This window comes from Arthrobacter sp. S39 (assembly GCF_004320525.1).
Lineage (GTDB): Bacteria > Actinomycetota > Actinomycetes > Actinomycetales > Micrococcaceae > Arthrobacter.
The window spans coordinates 33,027-53,419 of the sequence record NZ_SIHX01000016.1; the positions used below are offsets into that span (position 1 = coordinate 33,027).

The window sequence follows — 20,393 nt, forward strand, 5'->3', positions numbered from 1 at the left end:
GTCAGCTGAAGTGTGTCGTCAGCGTGCCGCCGCCGGCGGATTCCACAATTGCGAGAGCAACGTCCCGGAGTTTCACGTTCCGCGTGCTGGAAGCGGATTTGATCAGGTTCATGGCCTCGTCCTGGGTGCACCTGTTCTGCCCGATGATGATTCCCACGGCCGTATCGATCACGGTGCGGGAATCGAGGGCCGCCTTCAGGTTGGCCGCGGTGTCCGAATGCTGGGCCAGCCGCACCGCAAGGCGCATTCCCTTCGAAGCCTGGGACACATAGCTGAGGGCATGCTCCACGGCGTTGGCGTCGAAAGCGCCAGGACGGTCCGAGTAGAGGTTGATCCCCGCCTTGGCGTCGTCCCCGGAAAGCTCGAAGGGTACGGCCAGGACCGACCGGATGCCGTGGTTCAGCACCTTGGCAGCATATTCCGGCCACAGGGTTTCTGTCTTGAAGTCCCGGATGTGAACGAGGACGCCTTCCCTGGCGCATTGGAGGCACGGGCCGTCGCCGTACTCGTACTGGAGCTCATCGAGCAGGAGGGCCCGGTCTCCGCTGCTGGCCACCGTGGCTGCGGTCCGGTGGCGGAGCAAGGTGATCCCGCACAGGACTTCGCCCCGTGGACCGGAGAGGTTCTCGGCCGAATACGTTGCGAGTTCGTTGAGGAAGTCCTCAACATCCTGGGTGTCCAGGAGGAGGTCCTGTATCTTCTCGATGACCAGGCTGGTAGATGGCTGTTCCAAGGGTGCCTCCGGTGCTGCGGGCCGGAACCGGGGAATCTGGCCTGCTGGCGGCCACCACCGATGGCCACAGGCAGCTGCATTACCCTGATTTCAGGCTACACCCCGTGATCCTCCGGCCGGCCGGGCACGCGTGTGGCAGGGTAGGGAAATGGCGCGAATTGAGGATTATGCGGTAGTCGGCGACCTCCACACCGGGGCCCTGGTGAGTACGGCCGGATCCATCGACTGGCTGTGCCTGCCGCGGTTTGACTCGCCGGCCTGCTTCAACGCACTGCTGGACACTCCGGATGCGGGCAGGTGGCTGTTGGCTCCTGAGGCCGGCGGGACCTGCACCCGGCGCAGCTACCGCGACGGGACCCTCATCCTGGAGACGGAGTGGGAAACGCCGGACGGGACGGTGCGCGTCATTGACTTCATGCCGCCGCGCGACGAGGTGGCAGACATCGTGCGCATCGTGGAGGGCGTCAGTGGAAGCGTCAGGATGCACGGCGAGCTGGCGCTGCGCTTCGATTACGGCCATATTGTCCCCTGGGTCCGGAAGGACAAGCACGGCATCCATGCGATTGCGGGTCCGGACGCCGTCTATTTCGTGACCGGGGCGCCGCTGCACGGCCAAAACCTGCACACCGTCAGCGACTTCACGGTCAGCGCAGGCGAGCGGATCCCGTTTGTGCTGACGTGGGCCCCGAGCCACGTGCGGCGGCCCACCACGGTCGACGCCGAGGAAGTGCTGGGTACCACGGCGGCCTTCTGGCGGGGCTGGACTTCCCAGTGCACGGTGACCGGGAAGTACCGGGACGCTGTGGTGCGCTCGCTGGTGACCCTCAAAGCCCTGACCTACGCGCCCACCGGAGGCATCGTCGCCGCGGTCACCACCTCGCTGCCGGAACAGCTTGGCGGCCCCCGCAACTGGGACTACCGCTACTGCTGGCTGCGGGACGCCACCATGACGCTGCAGGCACTGTTGGCCGCAGGCTACACAGCGGAGGCCGCAGCCTGGCGGGACTGGCTGCTACGGGCTGTTGCCGGCGACCCCGCGGACCTGCAGATCATGTACGGAATCCACGGCGAGCGCAGGCTTCCGGAAATGGAACTGCCCTGGCTCTCCGGCTATGAAGGCTCCAGCCCGGTGCGGATCGGCAACGGCGCGGCGGAGCAGTTCCAGCTGGACGTGTGGGGCGAGGTGCTGGACTGCCTGTCCCTGACCCGGAATTCCCTGCTCAAACACACCGACGAGGCCTGGGATGTCCAGATTGCCCTCATGCAGCACCTCGAAACCATCTGGGATCAGCCGGACAACGGGCTTTGGGAGATGCGCGGACCGCGGCGCCACTTCACGCATTCGAAAGTCATGGCCTGGGTGGCCGCTGACCGGATGGTGAAAGGCGTCCGTGAGTCCGGCCTGCCTGGTCCGGCGGAGCGCTGGGAGGCGCTCCGGGACACCATCCACCAGGACGTGATGGCCAACGGCTTCGACCCGGAGCGCAACACGTTTGTGCAGTCCTACGGCCGGCCCGAACTCGATGCCAGCCTCCTGCTCATCCCGCGTGTGGGGTTCCTGCCACCCGACGATCCGCGGGTGGTGGGGACCATCGACGCGATCCTGGACGAACTGACCGACGACGGGTTTGTGCTCCGGTACCGCCCGGCCGAAAGCGACGACGGACTTCCCGGGGATGAGGGGGTGTTCCTGGCGTGTTCGTTCTGGATGGTGGAGGCGCTCCTGGGTGCGGGCCGCCGTCGGGAAGCCACCGAGCTGTTCGAGCGGCTCCTGGAACTGCGGAACGACGTGGGCCTGTTGAGTGAGGAATGGGCCGTCAGGGCGGGGCGCCAGCTGGGCAATACACCCCAGGCATTCAGCCACTTCGGGCTTGTGACTAGCGCATTGGAGCTGCATCAGGATACGGTTCGCCGGAGTGATGCGCCCATTCCGTCCGAGACGGAGAATGTGTCGTGACTGCTTGCAATTGGGGGATTGCAGCACTTTTCCCCAACAGAACCAGTAAGTATACTTACTAACACTTCGCGGCGTGCTCCCAGCACAGCGCAGTGACTGACGGAGGAGTGATTCGAATGGCCGGTTATTTTGAACTGGTGGATGCAGCTGACGGTGGCTACAGGGTCAGGATGATGGATGGGGCCGGGGACCTGATGGCGATTTCGGTGACCTTTCCCACCAAGCGCGCCGCGGTGGCCGGCGTGGCCATGGCACGCGAAATTGCCGGGACTGGGCTGATCCGCGACCGCAGCCGAGACGGCGCCGGGTCGGTCATCCGTGAACGGGTCCGGCCGGTGGTGTCCGCCAAGGAGGGGGCCGCGCCACGGCTCAACAGGGTTTCGGGGACCACGCGGGCCGCAGCCGGCTGATGGACCCCCAGCACCTTCGCCCGGCGGGAGCGGCGGAACGACGCCGGGGCGTCCTGTTTGACGTGGACGGAACCCTGGTGGATTCGTCCTATCTCCATACGCTGGCCTGGTGGCAGGCATTCCGGCAGCAGGGCCACGACGTGCCGATGGCCTCCATCCACCACTGCGTGGGCATGGGCGGCGACCGGCTGGTTGACAGCCTCCTTCCGCAGGGCAGGGACAGGAACGCCGACGCCGAGATCCTGGCCAGCCACGCCGCCCTTTTTGCGTCCAGTTGGGCCGTCCTTCGCCCCTTTGACGGCGCGAGGGACCTCCTGGCGCAATGCCACTTCGGAGGACTGGCGGTTGCCCTGGCGTCGTCCGCCCGGACGCAGGACCTGCTGGCAACCCGGCGGGCCCTCGGCTCCGACGCCCACATCCATGCAGCCACCAGTGCCAACGACGCGAAGGCCAGCAAGCCGGCCCCGGACATCCTGGTGGCCGCGCTGGAGGCTGTTGGCGTCCAGCCTTCCGATGCCGTCTACGTCGGCGATGCTGTCTGGGACATGCAGGCCGCAGCCGCAATCGGTATGCCCGCCATAGGACTCACCTGCGGCGGAACAACTGCTGCTGAACTCAGGGACGCCGGCGCCGCCGAGGTCTACTCGGGTCCGCGTGACCTCCTGGACAATCTCCAGTCAAGCGCCATCGGAAGGCTGCTTACGGCGTCCTCCGCCGGGGGTTAACCCACCGGCGCGCCCCCGGCCTGCTTCAGGACCGGGCCACGTCCACCACGCAGAACCGGTTTCCGTCCGGGTCCGCGAGCACGATGAAATCAGGATCGTCCGGATACAGGTCCCAGTCCACGCGCGAGGCGCCCAGGTCCAGCAATCGGGCCACCTCGGCGTTCTGGTCGTCGGCGTAGAGGTCCAGGTGGATCCGCGGGTGCTCCTGGACTGGCGTCTCGCTGAGCATCAGGGCGAGCCTGGCCCCGTTGCCGCCATGCGGGACGAGGACCACCCAGGTGTCGTCGCCCTCCTCGCGCGGGACGTAGCCCAGCGCGTCGCACCAGAACGCGGTGGAACGGGTAACGTCCTCCACTCCGAGGACAGTGGTTCCGATAGTCAGCATGTTTGTATGCTTCCCCCATCAGGACAGGCAGGCAAGCCCCGGCGGTTGTCCGGGCCCGGCCGAACTCAGCAGAGTGCGTTCAATGCTTGTTCAGCTACGTCTTCAAGTTCCAGGACCAGCGGATTCGTATCCAGCGTCGGCGGTTCCGGCGGGTAGGCCACGGCGATGGTGAGCTGCCTCGAACCGTCTTCGCTGCTCATGGAAACGGACCCGTAGCCATCGATGTCGCCCCGGTGCCCGTGGTACAGCCTGTTGGTGCAGGTGTCGTTCCATCTCCACAGGCCGAAGCCATAGAAGTCGCCGTCCCGCCGCAGCATCGCTGCCCGGCTTTCGTCCCGCAGGAGCTTTCCCTCGAACAGGGCTGCGTAGAAGGTGTTGACCTCGGACACGGTGGACACTGCGCCGCCCGCGGCAAACTCTGACAGCCATGCGGGTTGTGTGACGTCCAGGCGCTGGCCGTTCACGGTGATGTAGCCGTGGACCATGGTGGCCGGGGCGGCACCGGGCCGGGGGAGCCCGGTTGACTCCAGCCCCAGCGGATCAGCAATGTCCTCCTTCAGGACTGTACTGATGCCCTTGCCGCGGAGCCGCTGGACGATCAGGCCCAGCGCCGCGTAATTCGAGTTGGAGTATTCGAAGCCCTGGGCGAGCCGCCGTTCCCACGGCACCGTGGCCGCGAGCGCCAGTTGCTGCTCCAGGCTGAGCGGCCTGTTCATAACTTCCGGCCACGGCCCCGAGGCCAGCAGGGGAATGCCAAACTCGGGCAGCCCGGTTTCGTGGATCAGGAGTTGGCGTACAGTCACCGGGCCCGGCGGATGAAGGACGGTTCCGAACTCCGGGAGGTATTTGCTGACCTGTTCGTCCAGGCCGACTTTGCCTTCCTCCACCAGCTTCATGACGGAAACAGCCACCATGGACTTGGTGATGCTGCCTACCCTGAAGGGGTCCGAGGCCGTGGCGGGTTCACGCGTGTCGAGGTTCCGGACGCCGTTGGCATGGGTCCACGCTTTTCCGCTGTGCCTCACCTCGATGAGGACTGCCGGGGCGCCGTCCTCGATCATCGACCGGCTGAAAGCCTCCAGCGCGGCGTAGATGTCCTCATGCCGGTCCGGTGGGAGGGGGTCAGGAGTGCAGCTGCCCAGGGCAGCGGCCACCAGCGCTGCGGACACAGCCGCCGCGATCCTGTTCCTGATGCGGTGCCGCCTGGTGCCGGGCATGTCGCTGACCCTTCAAGCCGGCGCCTCGGCCAGGTACCTGCAGTGCCGGCACCTCAATGCTCCTCGTAGTGAAGTACGGGGTCAATGCCCCGGTGCCTCCATTAACCCCAAGTAGGTAGCAGTAAGTGTCGTTATGAGGCTCCATAACGACACTTAGTGCTACCTGGTTGGGATAGGGACGGCAGGGTTAGGTGAGGCGGATCTGGCGGTTCATGTCCTTGTACAGCAGGTACCGGAACTCGCCGGGACCGCCGGCGTAGCAGGCCTGCGGGCAGAAGGCGCGCAGCCACATAAAGTCGCCGGCCTCCACCTCAACCCAGTCGTTGTTGAGCAGGTACATGGCCTTGCCCTCCAGCACGTACAGGCCGTGCTCCATGACATGGGTCTCCGGGAACGGGATGACCCCGCCCGGCTGGAACGTCACGATGTTCACCTGCATGTCGTGGGCGAGGTCGGACGAATCCGTGAAGCGGGTGGTCTTCCAGGCGCCGTTGGTATCCGGCATCGCGGTGGGCTCCACCGCGGCATCGCTGGTGACGAAGGACTTGGCCTCGTAGCCTTCGAGCCGCTCGTAGGCCTTGCGGATCCATTGGAACGAGACGATGTCGTCCGAGACGTTCTCCAGGCCCCAGGTGGAACCGGCGGCCAGGTAGGCGTAGCCGCCTTCCTCCAGCTGGTGGAGTTCGCCGTCGAGGGTCAGGTTGACCTTGCCCTTAGTGACGAAGATGACGCCTTCAACCCCTGCCTCAAACTCGGCCTTCGGAGCGCCGCCGCCGGGGCCGATCTCCACGATCAGCTGCGAGAACGTGGTGGCAAACCCGGAGATCGGGCGGGCCAGGATCCAGGAGCGGGTGTTGGAGAAACCCGGCAGGGTGCTGGTCACGATGTCGGTCATAACGCCCTTGGGGATGACCGTGTAGGCCTCCGTGACGATGGCCCGTTCCGTGGTGAGGTGGGTCTGCGGCGGCAGTCCGCCCTGGGGGTGGTAGTACTTGCCCATCATGGGATCCTTTACTTCGAAGTGGAGTGTGCCAGCCGCGGGTGCGCCAGTGCGGTCAGCTGGGAAAGTTCGACGCCGGCCAGCGCCTGGACCTCTTCGGTCCCCACTGCGCCGCACTGGACGCCGCGCAGGACAAAGGCGGCCAGAGCGCGGGCGGTGGCGGGTTCGTCCATGACCCCGCCTTCGGTGCGTTCGACGTAGTTGCGCAGGCGTGCCGCGGCGGCCGGGAGCCCCTCGCGGTAGAACGCATAGGTGGCGGCGAAACGGCTGGGCAGCTGCGCGGCGTGCAGGTCCCAGCCCTGGTAGTAGCCCCGCTCCAGCGAGCGGCGGACGAGCCGCCCGTGCAGCTTCCAGGCATCCTCGACGGCGTCGCCCACCGGAATGATGTTGGTGGAACCGTCGGAAAGCCGGATGCCCGTGCCGGCGACGGCCAGCTGCATGACCTCCTTGGCGAAGTCAGCCACCGGGTGCTCCATGGACTGGTACTCGGCCGAGATCTGCAGCGACGCGGAGTAGTCGTAGGTGCCGTAGTGCAGGGCACTGATGCGTCCCGGGACCACGTGCGGCAGCTGCGCCACGGGGGAGGTGCCCTCCGGGCCGAGGATGAGCTGCGGTGTTTCCACCTGCACCTCGAACCGCAGCCGGCCGGCCGGAAGCCCGTGGACTTCCTCCAACCGGGACACGGCGTAGTCCATTGCCTGGACCTGCGCCACGGTGGTGACCTTGGGCAGGGTCAGGATCAGTCCTGCCGGGAGCTCGCCGGAAGAGACGAGTCCGGAGACGAAGAGGTCCAGGGTTCGCAGGCCGCGGGCCCTGGTGGGGGCCTCGAAGCATTTGAACCGGATCCCGATGAACGGCGGCGCGGAGCCGGCCGCGACGGCGGTGGCCACGGCGGCCGCCGCGGCAACCGCCGCGGCGTCCTCGGCGTCGTCGCCCCTGTCCCCGAAGCCGTCCTCGAAGTCGAGTCGGAGGTCCTCGACCGGTTCGCTTTCGAGCTTCGCCTGGACCCGCGGCGCTACTGCCCCGGCGAGTTCGGCGTCCTGGCCCAGCAGCCGGCCCAGCCGTTCCAGGCCGCCGTGCGCCGCCGCCGTCGTGAGCGCCTGGGCGCCCCAGTCGGCAGCGAACGACGGCGTGAACCGGTCCGCGGGGATATAGACGGTGTGGACGGGCTGGCGTGAGCCGTCGTCGCCCGGGTAGTTCCGGTCCAGCAGCCGGTCGGTGGCGGCCAGCTGGGCGTCGATGTGGGCGGTGTCCGCCGCGGAGAGCGACGGCGTGGGGGAGACCGCCATCGCTCAGCCCACCAGTTCGTAGGCCGGGGTGGTGAGGAAGTCCGTGTAGTCCTCGGACAGGCAGATGTCCGCGATCAGGTCGCTGGCCGGCTTGTAGTAGCGGCGGAAGGCCTCGTCACCGAATTCGGTGCGGAGCCGTTCCGTTTCCTCGCCCAGGATCCGCTCCACCAGTTCCCGCGTGACAGTGTTTCCGGTGTCGGCGAGGACTGACTTGTTGCGGATCTGCTGCCACACCTGCGAGCGGGAGATCTCCGCGGTGGCGGCGTCCTCCATCAGGTTGTGGATGGCCACGGCACCGTTGCCCGACAGCCACACCGCGGTGTAGGCAACGGCGACGTACAGGTTCAGCCGCAGCCCGCCTTCGGTGACCTGGCCGTCCGCGGAAGCGATGTCCAGCAGCTGGTCAGCGGTCACCGAAACCTCGGGGCGCTGCTTGTCCAGCTGGTTGGGGCGCTCGCCCAGGACGGCGTCGAACACCTCGCGGCAGGTGGGGACCAGGTCCGGGTGGGCCACCCAGGAGCCGTCGAACCCGTCGTTCGCTTCGCGGGTCTTGTCAGCGCGGACCTTGGCGAAGGCCGCCTCGGTGACCTCGGGGTGCCTGCGGTTGGGGATGACGGCTGCCATGCCACCCATGGCGAATGCGCCGCGCTGGTGGCAGGTCTTGACGAGCAGTTCGGTGTAGGCGCGCATGAACGGTGCGGTCATGACCACCGAGGCCCGGTCCGGAAGGACAAATTCCTCGCCGGCGTCGCGGAAGTACTTGATGATGCTGAACAGGTAGTCCCAGCGGCCGGCGTTCAGGCCCGAGGCGTGGTCCCGCAGTTCGTACAGGATCTCGTCCATCTCGAACGCAGCCGGGATCGTCTCGATCAGCACCGTGGCGCGGACCGTTCCCTGGCCCAGTCCCAGGAAGTCCTGGGCGAAGACGAAGACGTCGTTCCAGAGCCGGGCCTCGAGGTGGCTTTCCATCTTGGGCAGGTAGTAGTACGGGCCGTGGCCGTTGAGGACCAGCTGCTTGGCCACGTGGTAGAAGTGCAGTCCGAAGTCCACCAGCGCACCCACGGCAGGTTCGCCGTCGATCAGCAGGTGCTTTTCCGGCATGTGCCAGCCGCGCGGGCGGGCCACCACAACGGCCAGCGGCGCGTCGGTGCGGAGCTTGTATTCCTTGCCTTCGGCGGAGGTGTAGCTCAGGGTTCCCTGGGCGGCGTCACGGAGGTTCAGGATGGAGTCGATGACGTTGCCCCAGGTGGGCGTGCTGGCGTCCTCAAGGTCGGCCAGCCACACCTTGGCGCCGGAGTTCAGGGCGTTGATGGCCATTTTGGCCGGGCTCGCCGGGCCGGTCATTTCAACGCGGCGGTCCTGCAGGGCCGCAGGGGCCTCCGCAACTTTCCAGTCGCCGTCGCGCACGTCCTGGGTTTCCGGCAGGAAGTCCAGCTTGCCGGTGTCCGCTACCCGCTGGCGCTTGACGCCGCGGGCGGCGAGGAGCTCGTTGCGGGTGCCGGCGAAGCGTTTGTGGAGTTCCTCCAGGAACGCCAGCGCCTTGGGGGTAAGGATCTCCTCCGCGCGTTCGATCGGCCGGGGGTCTGTGACTGTGATGGCCATTTCTGGTCCTTTCGTTGGCTGCGAATCAGGCGTTGGCGAAGGCGGCGGCTTCAGTGTCAGCTGAAGCCCCTGCTGCATCCGTGGCCGTGCTGGCTGCTGCGGTTGCCGCCGCCGCGTGCGCTGCCGCTGCTACGGCGGAAGCGACGTCGGAGGCGACGTGGGGATCGAAGACGCTGGGGATAATGTAACTGGCATTCAGTTCATCATCAGCCACCCGGTTGGCGATAGCCTCTGCGGCGGCAACCAGCATCTCCGGCGTGATGTCGGACGCCCCGGCGTCCAGGAGCCCGCGGAAGAAGCCGGGGAACGCCAGGACGTTGTTGATCTGGTTGGGGAAGTCGCTGCGTCCGGTGGCAACGACGGCCGCGTACTTGGACGCGATGGACGGGTCGATTTCCGGCGTCGGGTTGGCCATTGCGAAGACGATCGCTTTGTCGGCCATCGAGGCAACCTGCTCTTCGCCGATCACGTGCGGGGCGCTGACGCCGATGAACACGTCCGCTCCCTTGAGGGCCTCGTGCAGGGTGCCGGCGAAGCCTTCCTCGTTGGTGTTCGCGGCAATCCAGGCGCGGTGTTCGTCGTTGTACTGTTCGCCTGAGTGGATGGCGCCGGAACGGCCGGCAGCAACGATGTGCCGGGCGCCCTGGGCCTTGAGCAGTTGGATGATGGCGGAGCCGGCAGCGCCGACGCCGGAAACCACAATGCGGACCTCATCGAGCTTCTTGCCGACGACGCGGAGCGCGTTGACCAGGGCGGCCAGGGTGACGATGGCCGTGCCGTGCTGGTCGTCGTGGAACACGGGGATGTCGAGTTCGTCGCGGAGGCGCTTCTCGATTTCAAAGCAGCGCGGCGCTGCGATGTCCTCAAGGTTGATGCCGCCGTAGACCGGGGCCATGGCCTTGGCGATCATGATGATCTCTTCGGTGTCCTGGGTGTCCAGGCAGACCGGCCAGGCGTCCACGTTGGCGAACTGCTTGAACAGGGCGGCCTTGCCCTCCATGACGGGCAGGGCAGCGGCGGGGCCGATGTTGCCCAGGCCCAGCACCGCGGAGCCGTCGGTGAGTACGGCGATGGTGTTCCGCTTGACGGTGAGGTTCCGGGCCGCGGCCGGGTCCTCAGCGATGGCCAGGCAGACGCGGGCGACGCCGGGAGTGTAGGCGCGGGAGAGGTCGTCGCGGTTGCGCAGGGCTACTTTCGGGACGACTTCAAGCTTGCCGCCGAGGTGCATCAGGAAGGTGCGGTCGGAGACATGCTGGACTTTGACGCCGTCGAGCGCGTTGAGGGCGTCCTTGACGCGGGCGGCGTGTTCGTCGTCGGTGGTGTTGCAGGTGACGTCCACAACCAGGGTTTCGTGGTGGGACTCGGTGACGTCCAGGGCGGTGATGGCCGCGCCGGCTGCTCCGACGGCTGCGGCCAGTTCGCTGGTTGCGGAGAAGCTTGACGGTGCTTCCACGCGCAGGGTGATCGAATTTCCGGGGCTCGGGTTCGCCATTGAATGTCCTCCTGTTAGGCCCGTAGCCGGGCTCGTTGCTGATCTAAATGTTTTCGTATTATGGATATTATTATCTACTTTGTGGAAATACAAGCCTGCGTGGTTCGTCGACTGGCGTGTGGCCGTGATGTATCTTGGGAGTTCTAGGGCAATTCTTTTCACGATGCGGATAAGAGTTGTCGGAAATCGAGTCCTCAGGAGACTGGTACATGGCTGAAAAAGCCTCGGGCGGCGTGCAGTCCGTAGAGCGCGTCTTCGAACTCTTGGAACTGATCACGGATGCCGGCGGGGAAGTAACGCTCAGCGAACTCTCGTCCTCCACAGATCTGCCCCTTCCCACCATCCACCGGCTGCTGCGCACCCTGGTCACGCTGGGGTACATCCGCCAGCTGCCCAACCGCCGGTATGCGCTGGGCCCGCGGCTCATCCGGCTCGGCGAAGGCGCCAACAAGCAGCTGGGCGCCGTGGCCCGGCCGCAGCTGAAGACGCTGGTGGACCGGCTGGGGGAGACCTCCAACATGGCGGTGCTCGACTCGGACATGGTCATCTACGTGGCCCAGGTCCCGTCCCTGCACTCCATGCGCATGTTCACCGAGGTGGGCCGCCGCGCCCACACGCATGACACAGGAGTGGGTAAGGCCATCCTGGCCCAGCTCGACGACGACGTGGTCCGCGGCATCGTGGCCCGCACCGGCATGCCGACGCCCACGTCCAAGAGCATCGGCGACATTGAGTCCCTGCTGGCGGACCTGGGCAGGATCCGGGAACGCGGCTACTCCATCGATGAGGAAGAGCAGGAGCTGGGCGTGCGCTGCTTCGCCATGGCCGTGCCCAACGCGCCTACGCCAACGGCCATCTCCGTGTCCGGGCCGGTATCCCGCGTGGACCAGTCCTTCGGTGAACGCGCCGTCCCCATGCTGCGCGAGGCAGCCCAGGCGATCTCGGACGAGCTCAACCGCAACTGAGCCCAACGGCACCCGGCGCGTCCCGCCGTCGTCGTTCCCTATAGTTCCAACCGCACCCGGCGCGAACTGGCAGCTAATGCCCTCAAATTCTTCATTTGAGGGCATTTGCTGCCAGTTCGCGCTTTGGGTAGTGGGGGAGGCTAGTGGTCAGACTTCGACGACGACTCCACCGGGACTTCCTTGCCGTCGCAGTCGATCAGCTTGCCGCCTTCGTAGCGGTCGCCGTCGGCCAGGCACTTGAGGTCCTCCTCGCGGACCACGCGTCCGGTGCCGGCCACAAACACCGACTGGTTCTCCGAGTTCCCTGCCTTCAGGTGGTTGAAGAGCAGGTTCAGCGCGATGGCCATCACGGCCGCGGAGCTGATGCCGGAGTGGAAGATGGTGCTGAACCAGGACGGGAACTGGTCGTAGAAGGCCGGTGCGGCGATCGGGATCATGCCGAAGCCGATGGACGCCGCCACGATGATCAGGTTCATGTTGTTCCGGTACTCAACCTTGGACAGCGTGCGGATGCCGCTCGCGGCCACGGTTCCAAAGAGTACGACGCCGGCGCCGCCCAGGACGGGCGTGGGCACCGCTGCGACTACCCGGCCCAGCACGGGCAGCAGCCCGAGGACCACCAGGATGACGCCGCCGGCGGACACTACGAAGCGGCTCTTGATGCCGGTGATGGCCACCAGTCCGACGTTCTGGGCGAAGGCGCTCTGCGTGAAGGAACCGAAGAGCGGCGAGATGGCGCTGGAGAGCATGTCTGCGCGCAGGCCGTCGCCGATGCGCCGGGAGTCAACCTTGGTCCCCACGATCTCGCCGACGGCGATGATGTCCGCCGAGGTCTCGGTCAGGGTCACCAGGATGACGATCAGCATGGAGATGATGGCCGCGATGTGGAACGTGGGCGGGCCGAAGGCGAACGGCGTGGGGAACGCGACGATTTCGCCCTGTGCCACCTTGGAGAAATCGGCCATGCCGGTGACGAACGCGATGGCCGTGCCGATGATCATGGCCAGCAGGATGGACAGCCGCGAGATGGTGGCACTGCCCACCTTGCTGAGCAGCAGCACGATGCCCATGGTCGCTGCGGCCAGGCCGATGTTGGCCATGCTGCCGTAGTTGGGGGCCTTGCTGTTGCCGCCCATGGCCCAGTTGGCGGCCACCGGCATCAGCGTCAGGCCGATCGTGGTGATGACGGTGCCGGTGACCACCGGCGGGAAGAACCGGATGATCTTGGAGAACAGCGGCGTGATGGCCAGGCCGATCAGCGAGGCAACGATCACCGAGCCGAAGACGGACTGGATCCCCCCGCCGCCGTGGACGATGGCCACCATGGTGGAGACGCCGGCAAAGGAGACGCCCTGGACGAGCGGCAGTTTGGAGCCGAAGAACGGGATGCCCACGGTCTGGAGGATGGTGGCCAGGCCGCCCACAAAGAGGCAGGCGGCGATCAGCAGGCCGATGTCCTGGGAGGACATGCCGGCCGCGGCGCCGATGATCAGCGGCGGGGCGATGATGCCGCCGTACATGGTGAGGACGTGCTGGAAACCGTAGGCGAAGCTGCTGCCAATGGAGAGGCGCTGGTCTTCGGGACGGTCAGAGGGCTGGCGGCCGGTCTTGGCGGCCAGGTTGGGTTTTTTGAAGTTCACGGCAGACTTTCTGGTTCATGGCAGACGTCTTTGTCTGGCTAACGTGGTCTGGCTAAAAGCGCGGCGACGTGCCCGGTGGATTTCGCGACGGGCTCGATCACCGGTGGCCGAGCCTGTCGAGATCCGCGGATCCCGACAGGCCCAATCACCGCGACTGGTCTAGCAGAAGCCGGCGATGCCGGACCAGGCGATGTCCGCCGGGGTGGCGTCGTCGCGCTGGACCGTGGCCTCGATCAGGCCGTACGGGCGGTCGGCCGCGAAGAAGACCTCGTTGGGGTTGTCCAGGCCGAACGGCGAGAGGTCCACCAGGAAGTGGTGCTTGTTGGGCATGGAGAACTTGATTTCGTCGATCTCGCTGTGGGCTTCCAGGACCTTGGTGCCCATGTCGAACAGCGTCTGCTGCAGGGCGTGGGAGTACTTCTCCGTGAAGCCTTCGAGCAGGAGGCCCTTGATGTCCTCGTAGCTCTTGTTGAAGTCCAGGGTGCTGAAGTCAGTCCCGGTCTTGAAGCGCCAGCGGGCGGAAACGTCGGTGGCCAGGATGCGGTCCGTGGTTTCAGGGAGCGTGGTGTATTTGTCCTTGGGGTAGCCCACAAAGCCGGACTGGGTGGACTTCAGGACGGTGAGGTCCTTGAGCCCGGAGATCAGGTGCGCGGTGGCGCCGTCGCGGACCAGGACGGCGGTGCGGACTTCCTGGCCGTTGCGTACGAACGAGTGGTCGTGTTCGCTGCCGTGGGCCTGGATCCGGTCCCAGCTGTAGGACTCGGCTTCCCAGCGGCCGCCGGTGACCCAGTCGAAGCTGGAGGTGAAGTGTTCGCCGAGGCGCAGGAGGAAGGCTTCGGGCGAGCCGACTCCGGCGCGGGCAAGCGCGTAAATGGTGTTCTTCTGGGTGTCAGTGGCCACCACGTGGGCGTTGTCGCCCTCGAGGTGTGCGGCCTCGAAGTCGCCACGCAGCTGCGAGGTGACGTTCAGGTCTTCGATCTCGTGGCGGTCGGTGTCGCGGGTGATCTTGACGACCCGGACTTCGGCCTTTCCGTACTGGTTGTGGCCGAGGATGATGTTGCTGCTCATGGTCAGATTCCCAACTTCAGGTATGCGGGACAAGGTCCCACATAGAAATTAAGCGCGCGTTTCCCACGCGTTTCTAGTACCGTCGGCCCAACAAAAAATGAGCCGACATCGATTGATGCCAGCTCATTACGACCCTGCCTGCTGCTCCCAGGTTACGTGACTTGCGCCACGAGTTGGTTCCCAGAATAGCCCAGCGGCGCGGTGGTGTACATCACAATCTGAAAAATCAGTTTGTGACTGACTGCGCTCCAGACCGTTGACGAACTAGGAGATGGCCGTCTACGCTATTTCACATAGCAAAAGTTCTTTTCCACTTTGCGGAATCCATGAAGCATCACCAACCACCTCGGAGGAGGATCAGATGTACCAGCAGGACACAACGCCGGTTGCACCGGCACAAACGGCGGCACCCTCAGTCCAGGAGTTCTACCTCCCCCTTGGAGGCGGAACGGATCCGGACTTCTATCTGCCCGCAGACCGGGAGCACGTCCCCGGCCGCTTCTCGCGCTGGGTCCATGCCCTGCCGGGCTTCCGGAGCTGACGACACGCATCTTCGCTGAGGACACGTAAAAGGCCTGGGGACACCCGAATTCGGAATTCGGGTGTCGCCAGGCCTTTTGCGCGTCGCGGGGCGTTTTGTGCGTCGCCAGCCTCGGTCGCGGGCGTCAGGACACGGGCCGTCCCGGCCACTCCCTGCCGGCCCAGGGGTCGTAGTCGGAGATCAGCTCCTCCTGCGGCGGGCGGTCCGCTTCGGGCACGTGCTGCAGGTTGACCCGCACCCGGTACCAGAGTGAGCTCGATCCGCGCATTCCGTCCACGAGCACGTCGGCCGGGTGCAGGGCCGGTACGACGCCGGCATGCCGGGTCTTCCACTCGTCGAGCGCGGCGAGCGCCTCGGGTTTGGTCCTGGTGCGGGCCACCTCGATGAGCGGCATCAGTGACTGGCGGCGGCCGGAGCCGTCGCCGCCGCGGGGCGGCTTCTCGGCAGGGCCGAGCTTCGCCGCCAGGGCCAGGAGCCCGTCGAGAGAGCCAACCGCGTCGTCGATCCCGGCGTGCGGGTCGCCCATGGCGGCAAAGCGCCCGGGCACGGTGCGCACCGTGAACTGTTCCGGCCGCGTGGAGCGGACCTCGTCCCAGGTGAGCGGGGTCGAGACCCGGGCATCCGGCAGGGCCCGGATCGAGTACGCGGATGCCACGGTGCGGTCCTTGGCGTTCTGGTTGAAGTCGACGAAGACACTTTCGCCGCGCTCCTCCTTCCACCACCGCGCGGTGGCGAGGCCAGGGGCGCGGTTTTCGACTTCGCGGGCGAGTGTCTCGGCGGCGAGCCGCACGTCGCGGTACGACCATTGCGGCGCGATGCGCACCAGGATGTGGAGTCCCCTCGACCCGCTCGTCTTTGGCCACCCCACCAGCCCCACGTCGTCGAGCACCTCCCGCGCGACATAGGCGACGTCGACGATCTGTGACCAGCTGACTCCCGGCATCGGATCGAGGTCCACCCGGAGTTCGTCGGGGTGCTCGAGGTCCTCGGCGCGTACCGGATGCGGGTTGAGGTCGAGGCAGCCAAGGTTCACCACCCACGCCAGGCCCGCAGCATCGCGGATGACGGCCTCCTCGGCCGACGTCCCCGACGCGTAGTGCAGCGTTGTTGTATCAATGAAGCCGGGGTGGTTTTCGGGCACCCGCTTCTGGAAGAACGGCTCGGCGTCGATGCCCTTCGGGAAGCGCTTGAGCACCATGGGCCGGCCGCCGGCACCGCGGAGCGCCCCATCCGCGACGGCGAGGTAGTAGCGGACGAGGTCAAGCTTGGTCAGCCCGGGCCCGGGGAACACCACCTTGTCCGGACTCGAGATGCGCACCTCTGTGCCGTCAATGGTGAGGATCTCGGCCGGGGTCTTGGACGGGCTCATGCCGCCACGCTAGCAACGATCAGATGTCCCGGCCAGACCTCATGCATCGGCCCCGTTCTGACGGTTCCCTGCACGCTCGACGTGACCGAACATCGTGTGTGCAGGGAACCGTCGAAACGGCGGACCCAGCCCTACCCGTTCACCAGCCGGCGCGCTGCGGCGGAGTGCTCCGCGATGAGCCCGGCAACGTCGAGCCCCGGAATCTGCCCGTCCACCACCCGCCATTCGCCGCCCACCATGACACGGTCGGCCCGGTCCGCGGCGCACAGGAGGAGTGCGGCGATGGGATCGTGGCTGCCGGAGAAGCGCAGGTCGTCCAGCCGGAACATGGCCAGGTCCGCCTGCATACCGGGCGCCAGCTGCCCCAGTCCGGGGCGGCCCAGGACGGCCGCCGAGCCCCGGGTCGCCCAGCCAAGCGCCCGCTCCACCGGGACGTCAGCCCCGTACCGGAGCCGCTGCAGGTACAGCGCCTGCCGGGCCTCCAGGATCATGTTGGACGCATCGTTCGACGCCGATCCGTCCACTCCCAGCCCCACCGGAACTCCCGCGTCCTCCAGTTCCAGGACGCGCGCAGTGCCGGACGCCAGCCGCATGTTGGAGGTGGGGCAATGCGCGACGGCGGTGCCCGCGGCTCCCAGCCGGGCGATCTCGGCGTCGCTGAAGTGGATGCCGTGGCCCAGCCAGGTGCGGTCCGTCAGCCAGCCCACGCTGTCCAGGTAGTCAACGGTGCGCAGGCCAAACATCTCCCGGCAGAAGTCTTCTTCGTCCAGCGTTTCGGCCAGGTGGGTGTGCAGCCTGACGTCCAGCCGCTCGGCCATCAGGGCGCTTTCGGCCATGATCTCCTTGGTCACCGAGAACGGCGAACAGGGGGCCAGCGCAATCTGGATGACTGCATCGTCGCCGCGCTCGTGGTACTGGCCGATCAGCCGTTCGCTGTCCGCCAGCACCACTTCCGGAGCCTGCACCGTTGACTGCGGCGGCAGGCCGCCGTCGTCCGTTCCCAGCGTCATGGAGCCGCGCGTCAGGGTGGCCCGCATCCCGAGCCGGCGGACCACCTCCACCTCCACGTCGATCGCGTTTTCCAGGCCGTCCGGGAAAAGGTAGTGGTGGTCCGCCGCAGTGGTGCAGCCGGAGAGCAGGAGTTCGGCCAGCGCAACGGTGGTGGCCAGTTCCAGGTCCTTCGGCGTGAGACGCGCCCACACCGGATACAGGTTCTGCAGCCACGGGAACAGCGGGGCGTTCGCCACCGGGCCCCAGGCGCGGGTGAGGGTCTGGTAGAAGTGGTGGTGTGTGTTGATCAGGCCGGGCAGCAGGACGTGGTTGCCGGCGTCGAACGTTGACTCGCACGGTGCCGAAGGCTGCTGGCCCGCGGCAAGGACCTCCACGATGACGCCCCCGCTGACCACCAGGCCGCCCGAGGCGTCCAGTGTATTGGCGGTAAAGGCGGCCTGGGGGTTCCTGATCCAGAGCCGGGTGGCTGTGCTGTGAGTGGGGATAGCGTTCATGGGATTCCTTTGGCTGGAAGGGTCAATATGGCGATGCCAGCTCAGTGAAGCCCTGTCTGCTGATCCAGGTGGCCGCGGCTGCGGGCAGCTGCGGTTGGGGATCAGCGTAGGGGCGCCGCGGGCAGCCCGTCAATGAGGCAACAGGTGGCCGCCAAATGTGACTGCCGGGCGTTAAGCCCAGGAAACATGGATTTCACATTGCGAAATTAAATTTCCAGAAAACTATGGCGCAGGCCACACCGTGGTGCTAATCTCGAACTTGCCAAAGGCGGGCACCCGGACTTCGGGAAGCTATCTACCAGGCGCAACTTAACCTTCACAGCACATGCTGAAGCCTGGTAACCGTCGCATCTGGTTCTACTGGTCCCGCAACGGGATACCGGCTTCCAAGCAAAGGGAGTCGCATCATGAGTACCACCGTCACGGCCGAACAGTATTTGGCCCGATCCATCCAGTTGGCCACGGCCAACGTCCTGAACAGCGGGGGCCCGTTCGGGGCCATGATCGTCACGGCTGATGGCCAGACGTTCGACGGCGTCAACCGCGTCACCGCCGACAACGATCCCACCGCGCACGCCGAGGTCACCGCGATCCGAAACGCCTGCCGGGAACTGGGAACGTTCGATCTCACCGGCGCAGTCCTCTACACGAGCTGCGAACCATGCCCCATGTGCCTGGCCTCCGCACTCTGGGCCCGCGTCCAGCGGGTCGTCTTCGCCGCCGACCGCCATGACGCCGCCTCCGTCGGTTTCGACGACGCTGTCTTCTACGAATACTTCGAGAACCGGGACAGGGATTCCCTGATGCCGGTGGCAAAACTCACGTTGGACGATCCCCAGGCGCCTACGCCGCTGGAGCCGTTCAACACCTGGAACACGCTCGAATCCAGGATTGACTACTAGGGCCCGGTGGCAGACATGACCATCCTGGATCATTCCCACGAGGAGCATTCGGCTCCGAAGCCCGCCCGCACTGCGGCACACACTGCAACTGCCCCCGCTCCAACGCAAGGGCCCAACAGCCCCAAGTCGCCGGCGTCGAAAGCCCTGGACCGCTTCTTCCAGATCACCGAGCGCGGCTCGACCATCGTCCGCGAGTTCCGCGGCGGGCTGGTCACCTTCTTCACCATGGCCTACATCGTGATCCTGAACCCGCTGATCCTGGGCGGCTTCGCGGCGGACAACGCGCCTACCGACGTCGCCGGCGGCTGGCTCTCCGCCGCCCAGGTGGGAGCAGTCACCGGGCTGACGGCCGGCGTCATGACCATCCTGTTCGGCCTCGTCGCCAACCTCCCGTTCGGCCTGGCCGCCGGGCTGGGCATCAACTCCTTCCTCGCCGTCTCGGTCATCCAGGAAGTCACCTGGGCCGAGGCCATGGGGCTGGTGGTCATCAACGGCGTCCTCATTGTCCTGTTCGGCATCACCGGGGCGCGTACCGCCATCTTCCGGGCCGTCCCCAAGGAACTTAAAGCCGCCATCACGGTGGGTATCGGCCTGTTCATCGCCTTCATCGGGTTTGTGGACTCCGGCTTCATCCGCGCCACGGTGGCCGGCCCGCCTGTGCAGCTGGGCGACGGCGGCTCCATCACCTCCATCCCCACCCTGGTGTTTGTGGTGGGCCTGCTGGCCATGGGCATCCTCGTGGCCCGCAAAGTCCAGGGCGGCCTACTGATCGGCATCGTGGCCACCACAGTACTGGCCGCCGTCGTCGAAGCCTTCCTCAAGATCGGCCCCGCCAGCGCCACCAACCCCGGCGGCTGGCACCTGAACACCCCGGTCCTTTCCGGCCAGCTCGTGTCCGCCCCGGACCTGGGCCTGGTGGGACAGTTCGACATGTTCGGCGCCTTCGGCCGGATCGGCGGGCTCGCCGCCACCATGCTGGTGTTCACGCTGGTCTTCACCAACTTCTTCGACGCGATGGGCACCATGACGGGCCTGGCCAAGAGCGCCGGAGTGGCCCACAAGGACGGCACGTTCCCGCGGCTCAAGGCAGCCTTCATCGTCGAAGGCTTCGGGGCTGTGGCAGGCGGTGCCACGTCGGGCTCCTCCAACACCGTATATATCGACTCCGCGGCCGGGATCGGCGAAGGCGCCCGCACCGGCCTGGCGTCGGTGGTCACCGGCGTGCTGTTCCTGGGCTCCATGTTCCTCACCCCGCTGACCAGCGTTGTCCCGCTGGAGGTGGCAGCCGCAGCCCTGGTGGTGGTGGGCGCGATGATGATGGCGCAGATCCGCGAGATCAAGTTCAGCAAGTTCTCCGTGGCACTGCCGGCCTTCCTCACCATCGTGACCATGCCGCTGAGCTACTCGATCGCCAACGGCATCGGCGTGGGCTTTGTGTCCTGGGCGATCATCGGCGCGGCGTCCGGGAAGGCGAAGAAGATCCATCCGCTCATGTGGGTGGTCAGCGCCGGCTTCCTGGTGTACTTCGCCCGCGGACCGATCAACCTGCTGCTGGGCGCCTGACCGCATTTCACTGCACAACCGCCGGACCGG

General features: G+C 66.4%; 18 protein-coding genes. 7 read left to right on the top strand and 11 right to left on the bottom strand.

The features are described 5' to 3' along the window. Position 1: 1 nt before the first annotated feature. On the bottom strand, positions 2-733 hold the full coding sequence (locus EYS21_RS21115) for a GAF and ANTAR domain-containing protein (RefSeq protein WP_131135207.1): 732 nt from the start codon (positions 731-733) through the stop codon (positions 2-4). A gap of 130 nt (positions 734-863) precedes the next feature. On the opposite strand from EYS21_RS21115, the gene EYS21_RS21120 reads away from it, so the two are divergent. The 3 genes from EYS21_RS21120 to EYS21_RS21130 all read left to right on the top strand — a co-directional run bounded on the left by EYS21_RS21120 (position 864) and on the right by EYS21_RS21130 (position 3,825). Continuing rightward, a complete protein-coding gene (locus EYS21_RS21120) occupies positions 864-2,690 on the top strand; it encodes a glycoside hydrolase family 15 protein (protein ID WP_278184760.1) in 1,827 nt (608 codons plus the stop codon). Between the two features lie 116 nt (positions 2,691-2,806). Then, the gene (locus EYS21_RS21125) at positions 2,807-3,100 is read left to right on the top strand and encodes a hypothetical protein (RefSeq protein ID WP_131135209.1); all 294 of its coding nucleotides are present in this window, start codon (positions 2,807-2,809) and stop codon (positions 3,098-3,100) included. Beyond that, the gene (locus EYS21_RS21130) at positions 3,100-3,825 is read left to right on the top strand and encodes an HAD family hydrolase (protein WP_131135210.1); all 726 of its coding nucleotides are present in this window, start codon (positions 3,100-3,102) and stop codon (positions 3,823-3,825) included. The genes EYS21_RS21125 and EYS21_RS21130 overlap by 1 nt, the downstream gene beginning before the upstream one ends. Positions 3,826-3,850: 25 nt before the next feature. Here EYS21_RS21130 and EYS21_RS21135 read toward each other — a convergent pair whose 3' ends face one another. The 6 genes from EYS21_RS21135 to EYS21_RS21160 form a co-directional block, all read right to left on the bottom strand. Further along, positions 3,851-4,210 (bottom strand): VOC family protein, encoded by a 360-nt coding sequence (locus EYS21_RS21135; RefSeq protein WP_131135211.1) that lies wholly within the window; start codon positions 4,208-4,210, stop codon positions 3,851-3,853. A gap of 65 nt (positions 4,211-4,275) precedes the next feature. After that, positions 4,276-5,427, bottom strand: coding sequence for a serine hydrolase domain-containing protein (locus EYS21_RS21140; protein WP_131135212.1), 1,152 nt, complete (start codon positions 5,425-5,427; stop codon positions 4,276-4,278). Between the two features lie 187 nt (positions 5,428-5,614). Next, a complete protein-coding gene (locus tag EYS21_RS21145) occupies positions 5,615-6,427 on the bottom strand; it encodes a bifunctional allantoicase/(S)-ureidoglycine aminohydrolase (RefSeq protein WP_131135213.1) in 813 nt (270 codons plus the stop codon). Positions 6,428-6,438: 11 nt separating this feature from the next. Next, positions 6,439-7,716: an aldolase gene (locus EYS21_RS21150; protein WP_131135214.1), complete on the bottom strand. Its 1,278-nt coding sequence runs from the start codon at positions 7,714-7,716 to the stop codon at positions 6,439-6,441. Positions 7,717-7,719: 3 nt separating this feature from the next. After that, positions 7,720-9,318: a malate synthase A gene (gene aceB, locus EYS21_RS21155; RefSeq protein WP_131135215.1), complete on the bottom strand. Its 1,599-nt coding sequence runs from the start codon at positions 9,316-9,318 to the stop codon at positions 7,720-7,722. A gap of 25 nt (positions 9,319-9,343) precedes the next feature. After that, complete coding sequence (locus EYS21_RS21160) at positions 9,344-10,810, bottom strand: NAD-dependent malic enzyme (RefSeq protein WP_131135216.1); 1,467 nt, start codon at positions 10,808-10,810, stop codon at positions 9,344-9,346. A 209-nt stretch (positions 10,811-11,019) separates the two neighbouring features. Here EYS21_RS21160 and EYS21_RS21165 point away from each other — a divergent pair, with 209 nt between their 5' ends. Beyond that, positions 11,020-11,775: an IclR family transcriptional regulator gene (locus EYS21_RS21165; protein WP_131135217.1), complete on the top strand. Its 756-nt coding sequence runs from the start codon at positions 11,020-11,022 to the stop codon at positions 11,773-11,775. A 140-nt stretch (positions 11,776-11,915) separates the two neighbouring features. Here EYS21_RS21165 and EYS21_RS21170 read toward each other — a convergent pair whose 3' ends face one another. Beyond that, the gene (locus tag EYS21_RS21170; RefSeq protein WP_131135218.1) at positions 11,916-13,415 is read right to left on the bottom strand and encodes a nucleobase:cation symporter-2 family protein; all 1,500 of its coding nucleotides are present in this window, start codon (positions 13,413-13,415) and stop codon (positions 11,916-11,918) included. A gap of 159 nt (positions 13,416-13,574) precedes the next feature. Continuing rightward, positions 13,575-14,483 carry a factor-independent urate hydroxylase gene (gene pucL, locus EYS21_RS21175; RefSeq protein ID WP_131135219.1) on the bottom strand — a complete coding sequence of 303 codons (909 nt, stop codon included), beginning with the start codon at positions 14,481-14,483 and terminating at the stop codon, positions 13,575-13,577. A gap of 361 nt (positions 14,484-14,844) precedes the next feature. On the opposite strand from pucL, the gene EYS21_RS21180 reads away from it, so the two are divergent. Further along, on the top strand, positions 14,845-15,024 hold the full coding sequence (locus EYS21_RS21180; protein ID WP_131135220.1) for a hypothetical protein: 180 nt from the start codon (positions 14,845-14,847) through the stop codon (positions 15,022-15,024). A 124-nt stretch (positions 15,025-15,148) separates the two neighbouring features. On the opposite strand, the gene ligD is transcribed toward EYS21_RS21180, so the two are convergent. Together ligD and EYS21_RS21195 are read right to left on the bottom strand one after the other, a co-directional pair. After that, positions 15,149-16,393 carry a non-homologous end-joining DNA ligase gene (gene ligD / locus EYS21_RS21185; protein WP_131135221.1) on the bottom strand — a complete coding sequence of 415 codons (1,245 nt, stop codon included), beginning with the start codon at positions 16,391-16,393 and terminating at the stop codon, positions 15,149-15,151. A gap of 131 nt (positions 16,394-16,524) precedes the next feature. Continuing rightward, complete coding sequence (locus EYS21_RS21195; protein WP_131135222.1) at positions 16,525-17,898, bottom strand: 8-oxoguanine deaminase; 1,374 nt, start codon at positions 17,896-17,898, stop codon at positions 16,525-16,527. A 407-nt stretch (positions 17,899-18,305) separates the two neighbouring features. Here EYS21_RS21195 and EYS21_RS21200 point away from each other — a divergent pair, with 407 nt between their 5' ends. Then, positions 18,306-18,800, top strand: coding sequence for a nucleoside deaminase (locus tag EYS21_RS21200; RefSeq protein ID WP_131135223.1), 495 nt, complete (start codon positions 18,306-18,308; stop codon positions 18,798-18,800). Between the two features lie 15 nt (positions 18,801-18,815). Continuing rightward, on the top strand, positions 18,816-20,363 hold the full coding sequence (locus EYS21_RS21205) for an NCS2 family permease (RefSeq protein WP_207307845.1): 1,548 nt from the start codon (positions 18,816-18,818) through the stop codon (positions 20,361-20,363). The last annotated feature ends 30 nt before the right edge of the window (positions 20,364-20,393 follow it).

Coding starts and splice junctions, on each gene's coding strand:
- EYS21_RS21125 (WP_131135209.1), top strand. CDS start 2,807: ATGGCCGGTTATTTTGAACTGGTGGATGCAGCTGACGGTGGCTACAGG.
- EYS21_RS21130 (WP_131135210.1), top strand. CDS start 3,100: ATGGACCCCCAGCACCTTCGCCCGGCGGGAGCGGCGGAACGACGCCGG.
- EYS21_RS21135 (WP_131135211.1), bottom strand. CDS start 4,210: ATGCTGACTATCGGAACCACTGTCCTCGGAGTGGAGGACGTTACCCGT.
- EYS21_RS21140 (WP_131135212.1), bottom strand. CDS start 5,427: ATGCCCGGCACCAGGCGGCACCGCATCAGGAACAGGATCGCGGCGGCT.
- EYS21_RS21145 (WP_131135213.1), bottom strand. CDS start 6,427: ATGGGCAAGTACTACCACCCCCAGGGCGGACTGCCGCCGCAGACCCAC.
- EYS21_RS21150 (WP_131135214.1), bottom strand. CDS start 7,716: ATGGCGGTCTCCCCCACGCCGTCGCTCTCCGCGGCGGACACCGCCCAC.
- aceB (WP_131135215.1), bottom strand. CDS start 9,318: ATGGCCATCACAGTCACAGACCCCCGGCCGATCGAACGCGCGGAGGAG.
- EYS21_RS21160 (WP_131135216.1), bottom strand. CDS start 10,810: ATGGCGAACCCGAGCCCCGGAAATTCGATCACCCTGCGCGTGGAAGCA.
- EYS21_RS21165 (WP_131135217.1), top strand. CDS start 11,020: ATGGCTGAAAAAGCCTCGGGCGGCGTGCAGTCCGTAGAGCGCGTCTTC.
- pucL (WP_131135219.1), bottom strand. CDS start 14,483: ATGAGCAGCAACATCATCCTCGGCCACAACCAGTACGGAAAGGCCGAA.
- EYS21_RS21180 (WP_131135220.1), top strand. CDS start 14,845: ATGTACCAGCAGGACACAACGCCGGTTGCACCGGCACAAACGGCGGCA.
- ligD (WP_131135221.1), bottom strand. CDS start 16,393: ATGAGCCCGTCCAAGACCCCGGCCGAGATCCTCACCATTGACGGCACA.
- EYS21_RS21195 (WP_131135222.1), bottom strand. CDS start 17,898: ATGAACGCTATCCCCACTCACAGCACAGCCACCCGGCTCTGGATCAGG.
- EYS21_RS21200 (WP_131135223.1), top strand. CDS start 18,306: ATGAGTACCACCGTCACGGCCGAACAGTATTTGGCCCGATCCATCCAG.
- EYS21_RS21205 (WP_207307845.1), top strand. CDS start 18,816: ATGACCATCCTGGATCATTCCCACGAGGAGCATTCGGCTCCGAAGCCC.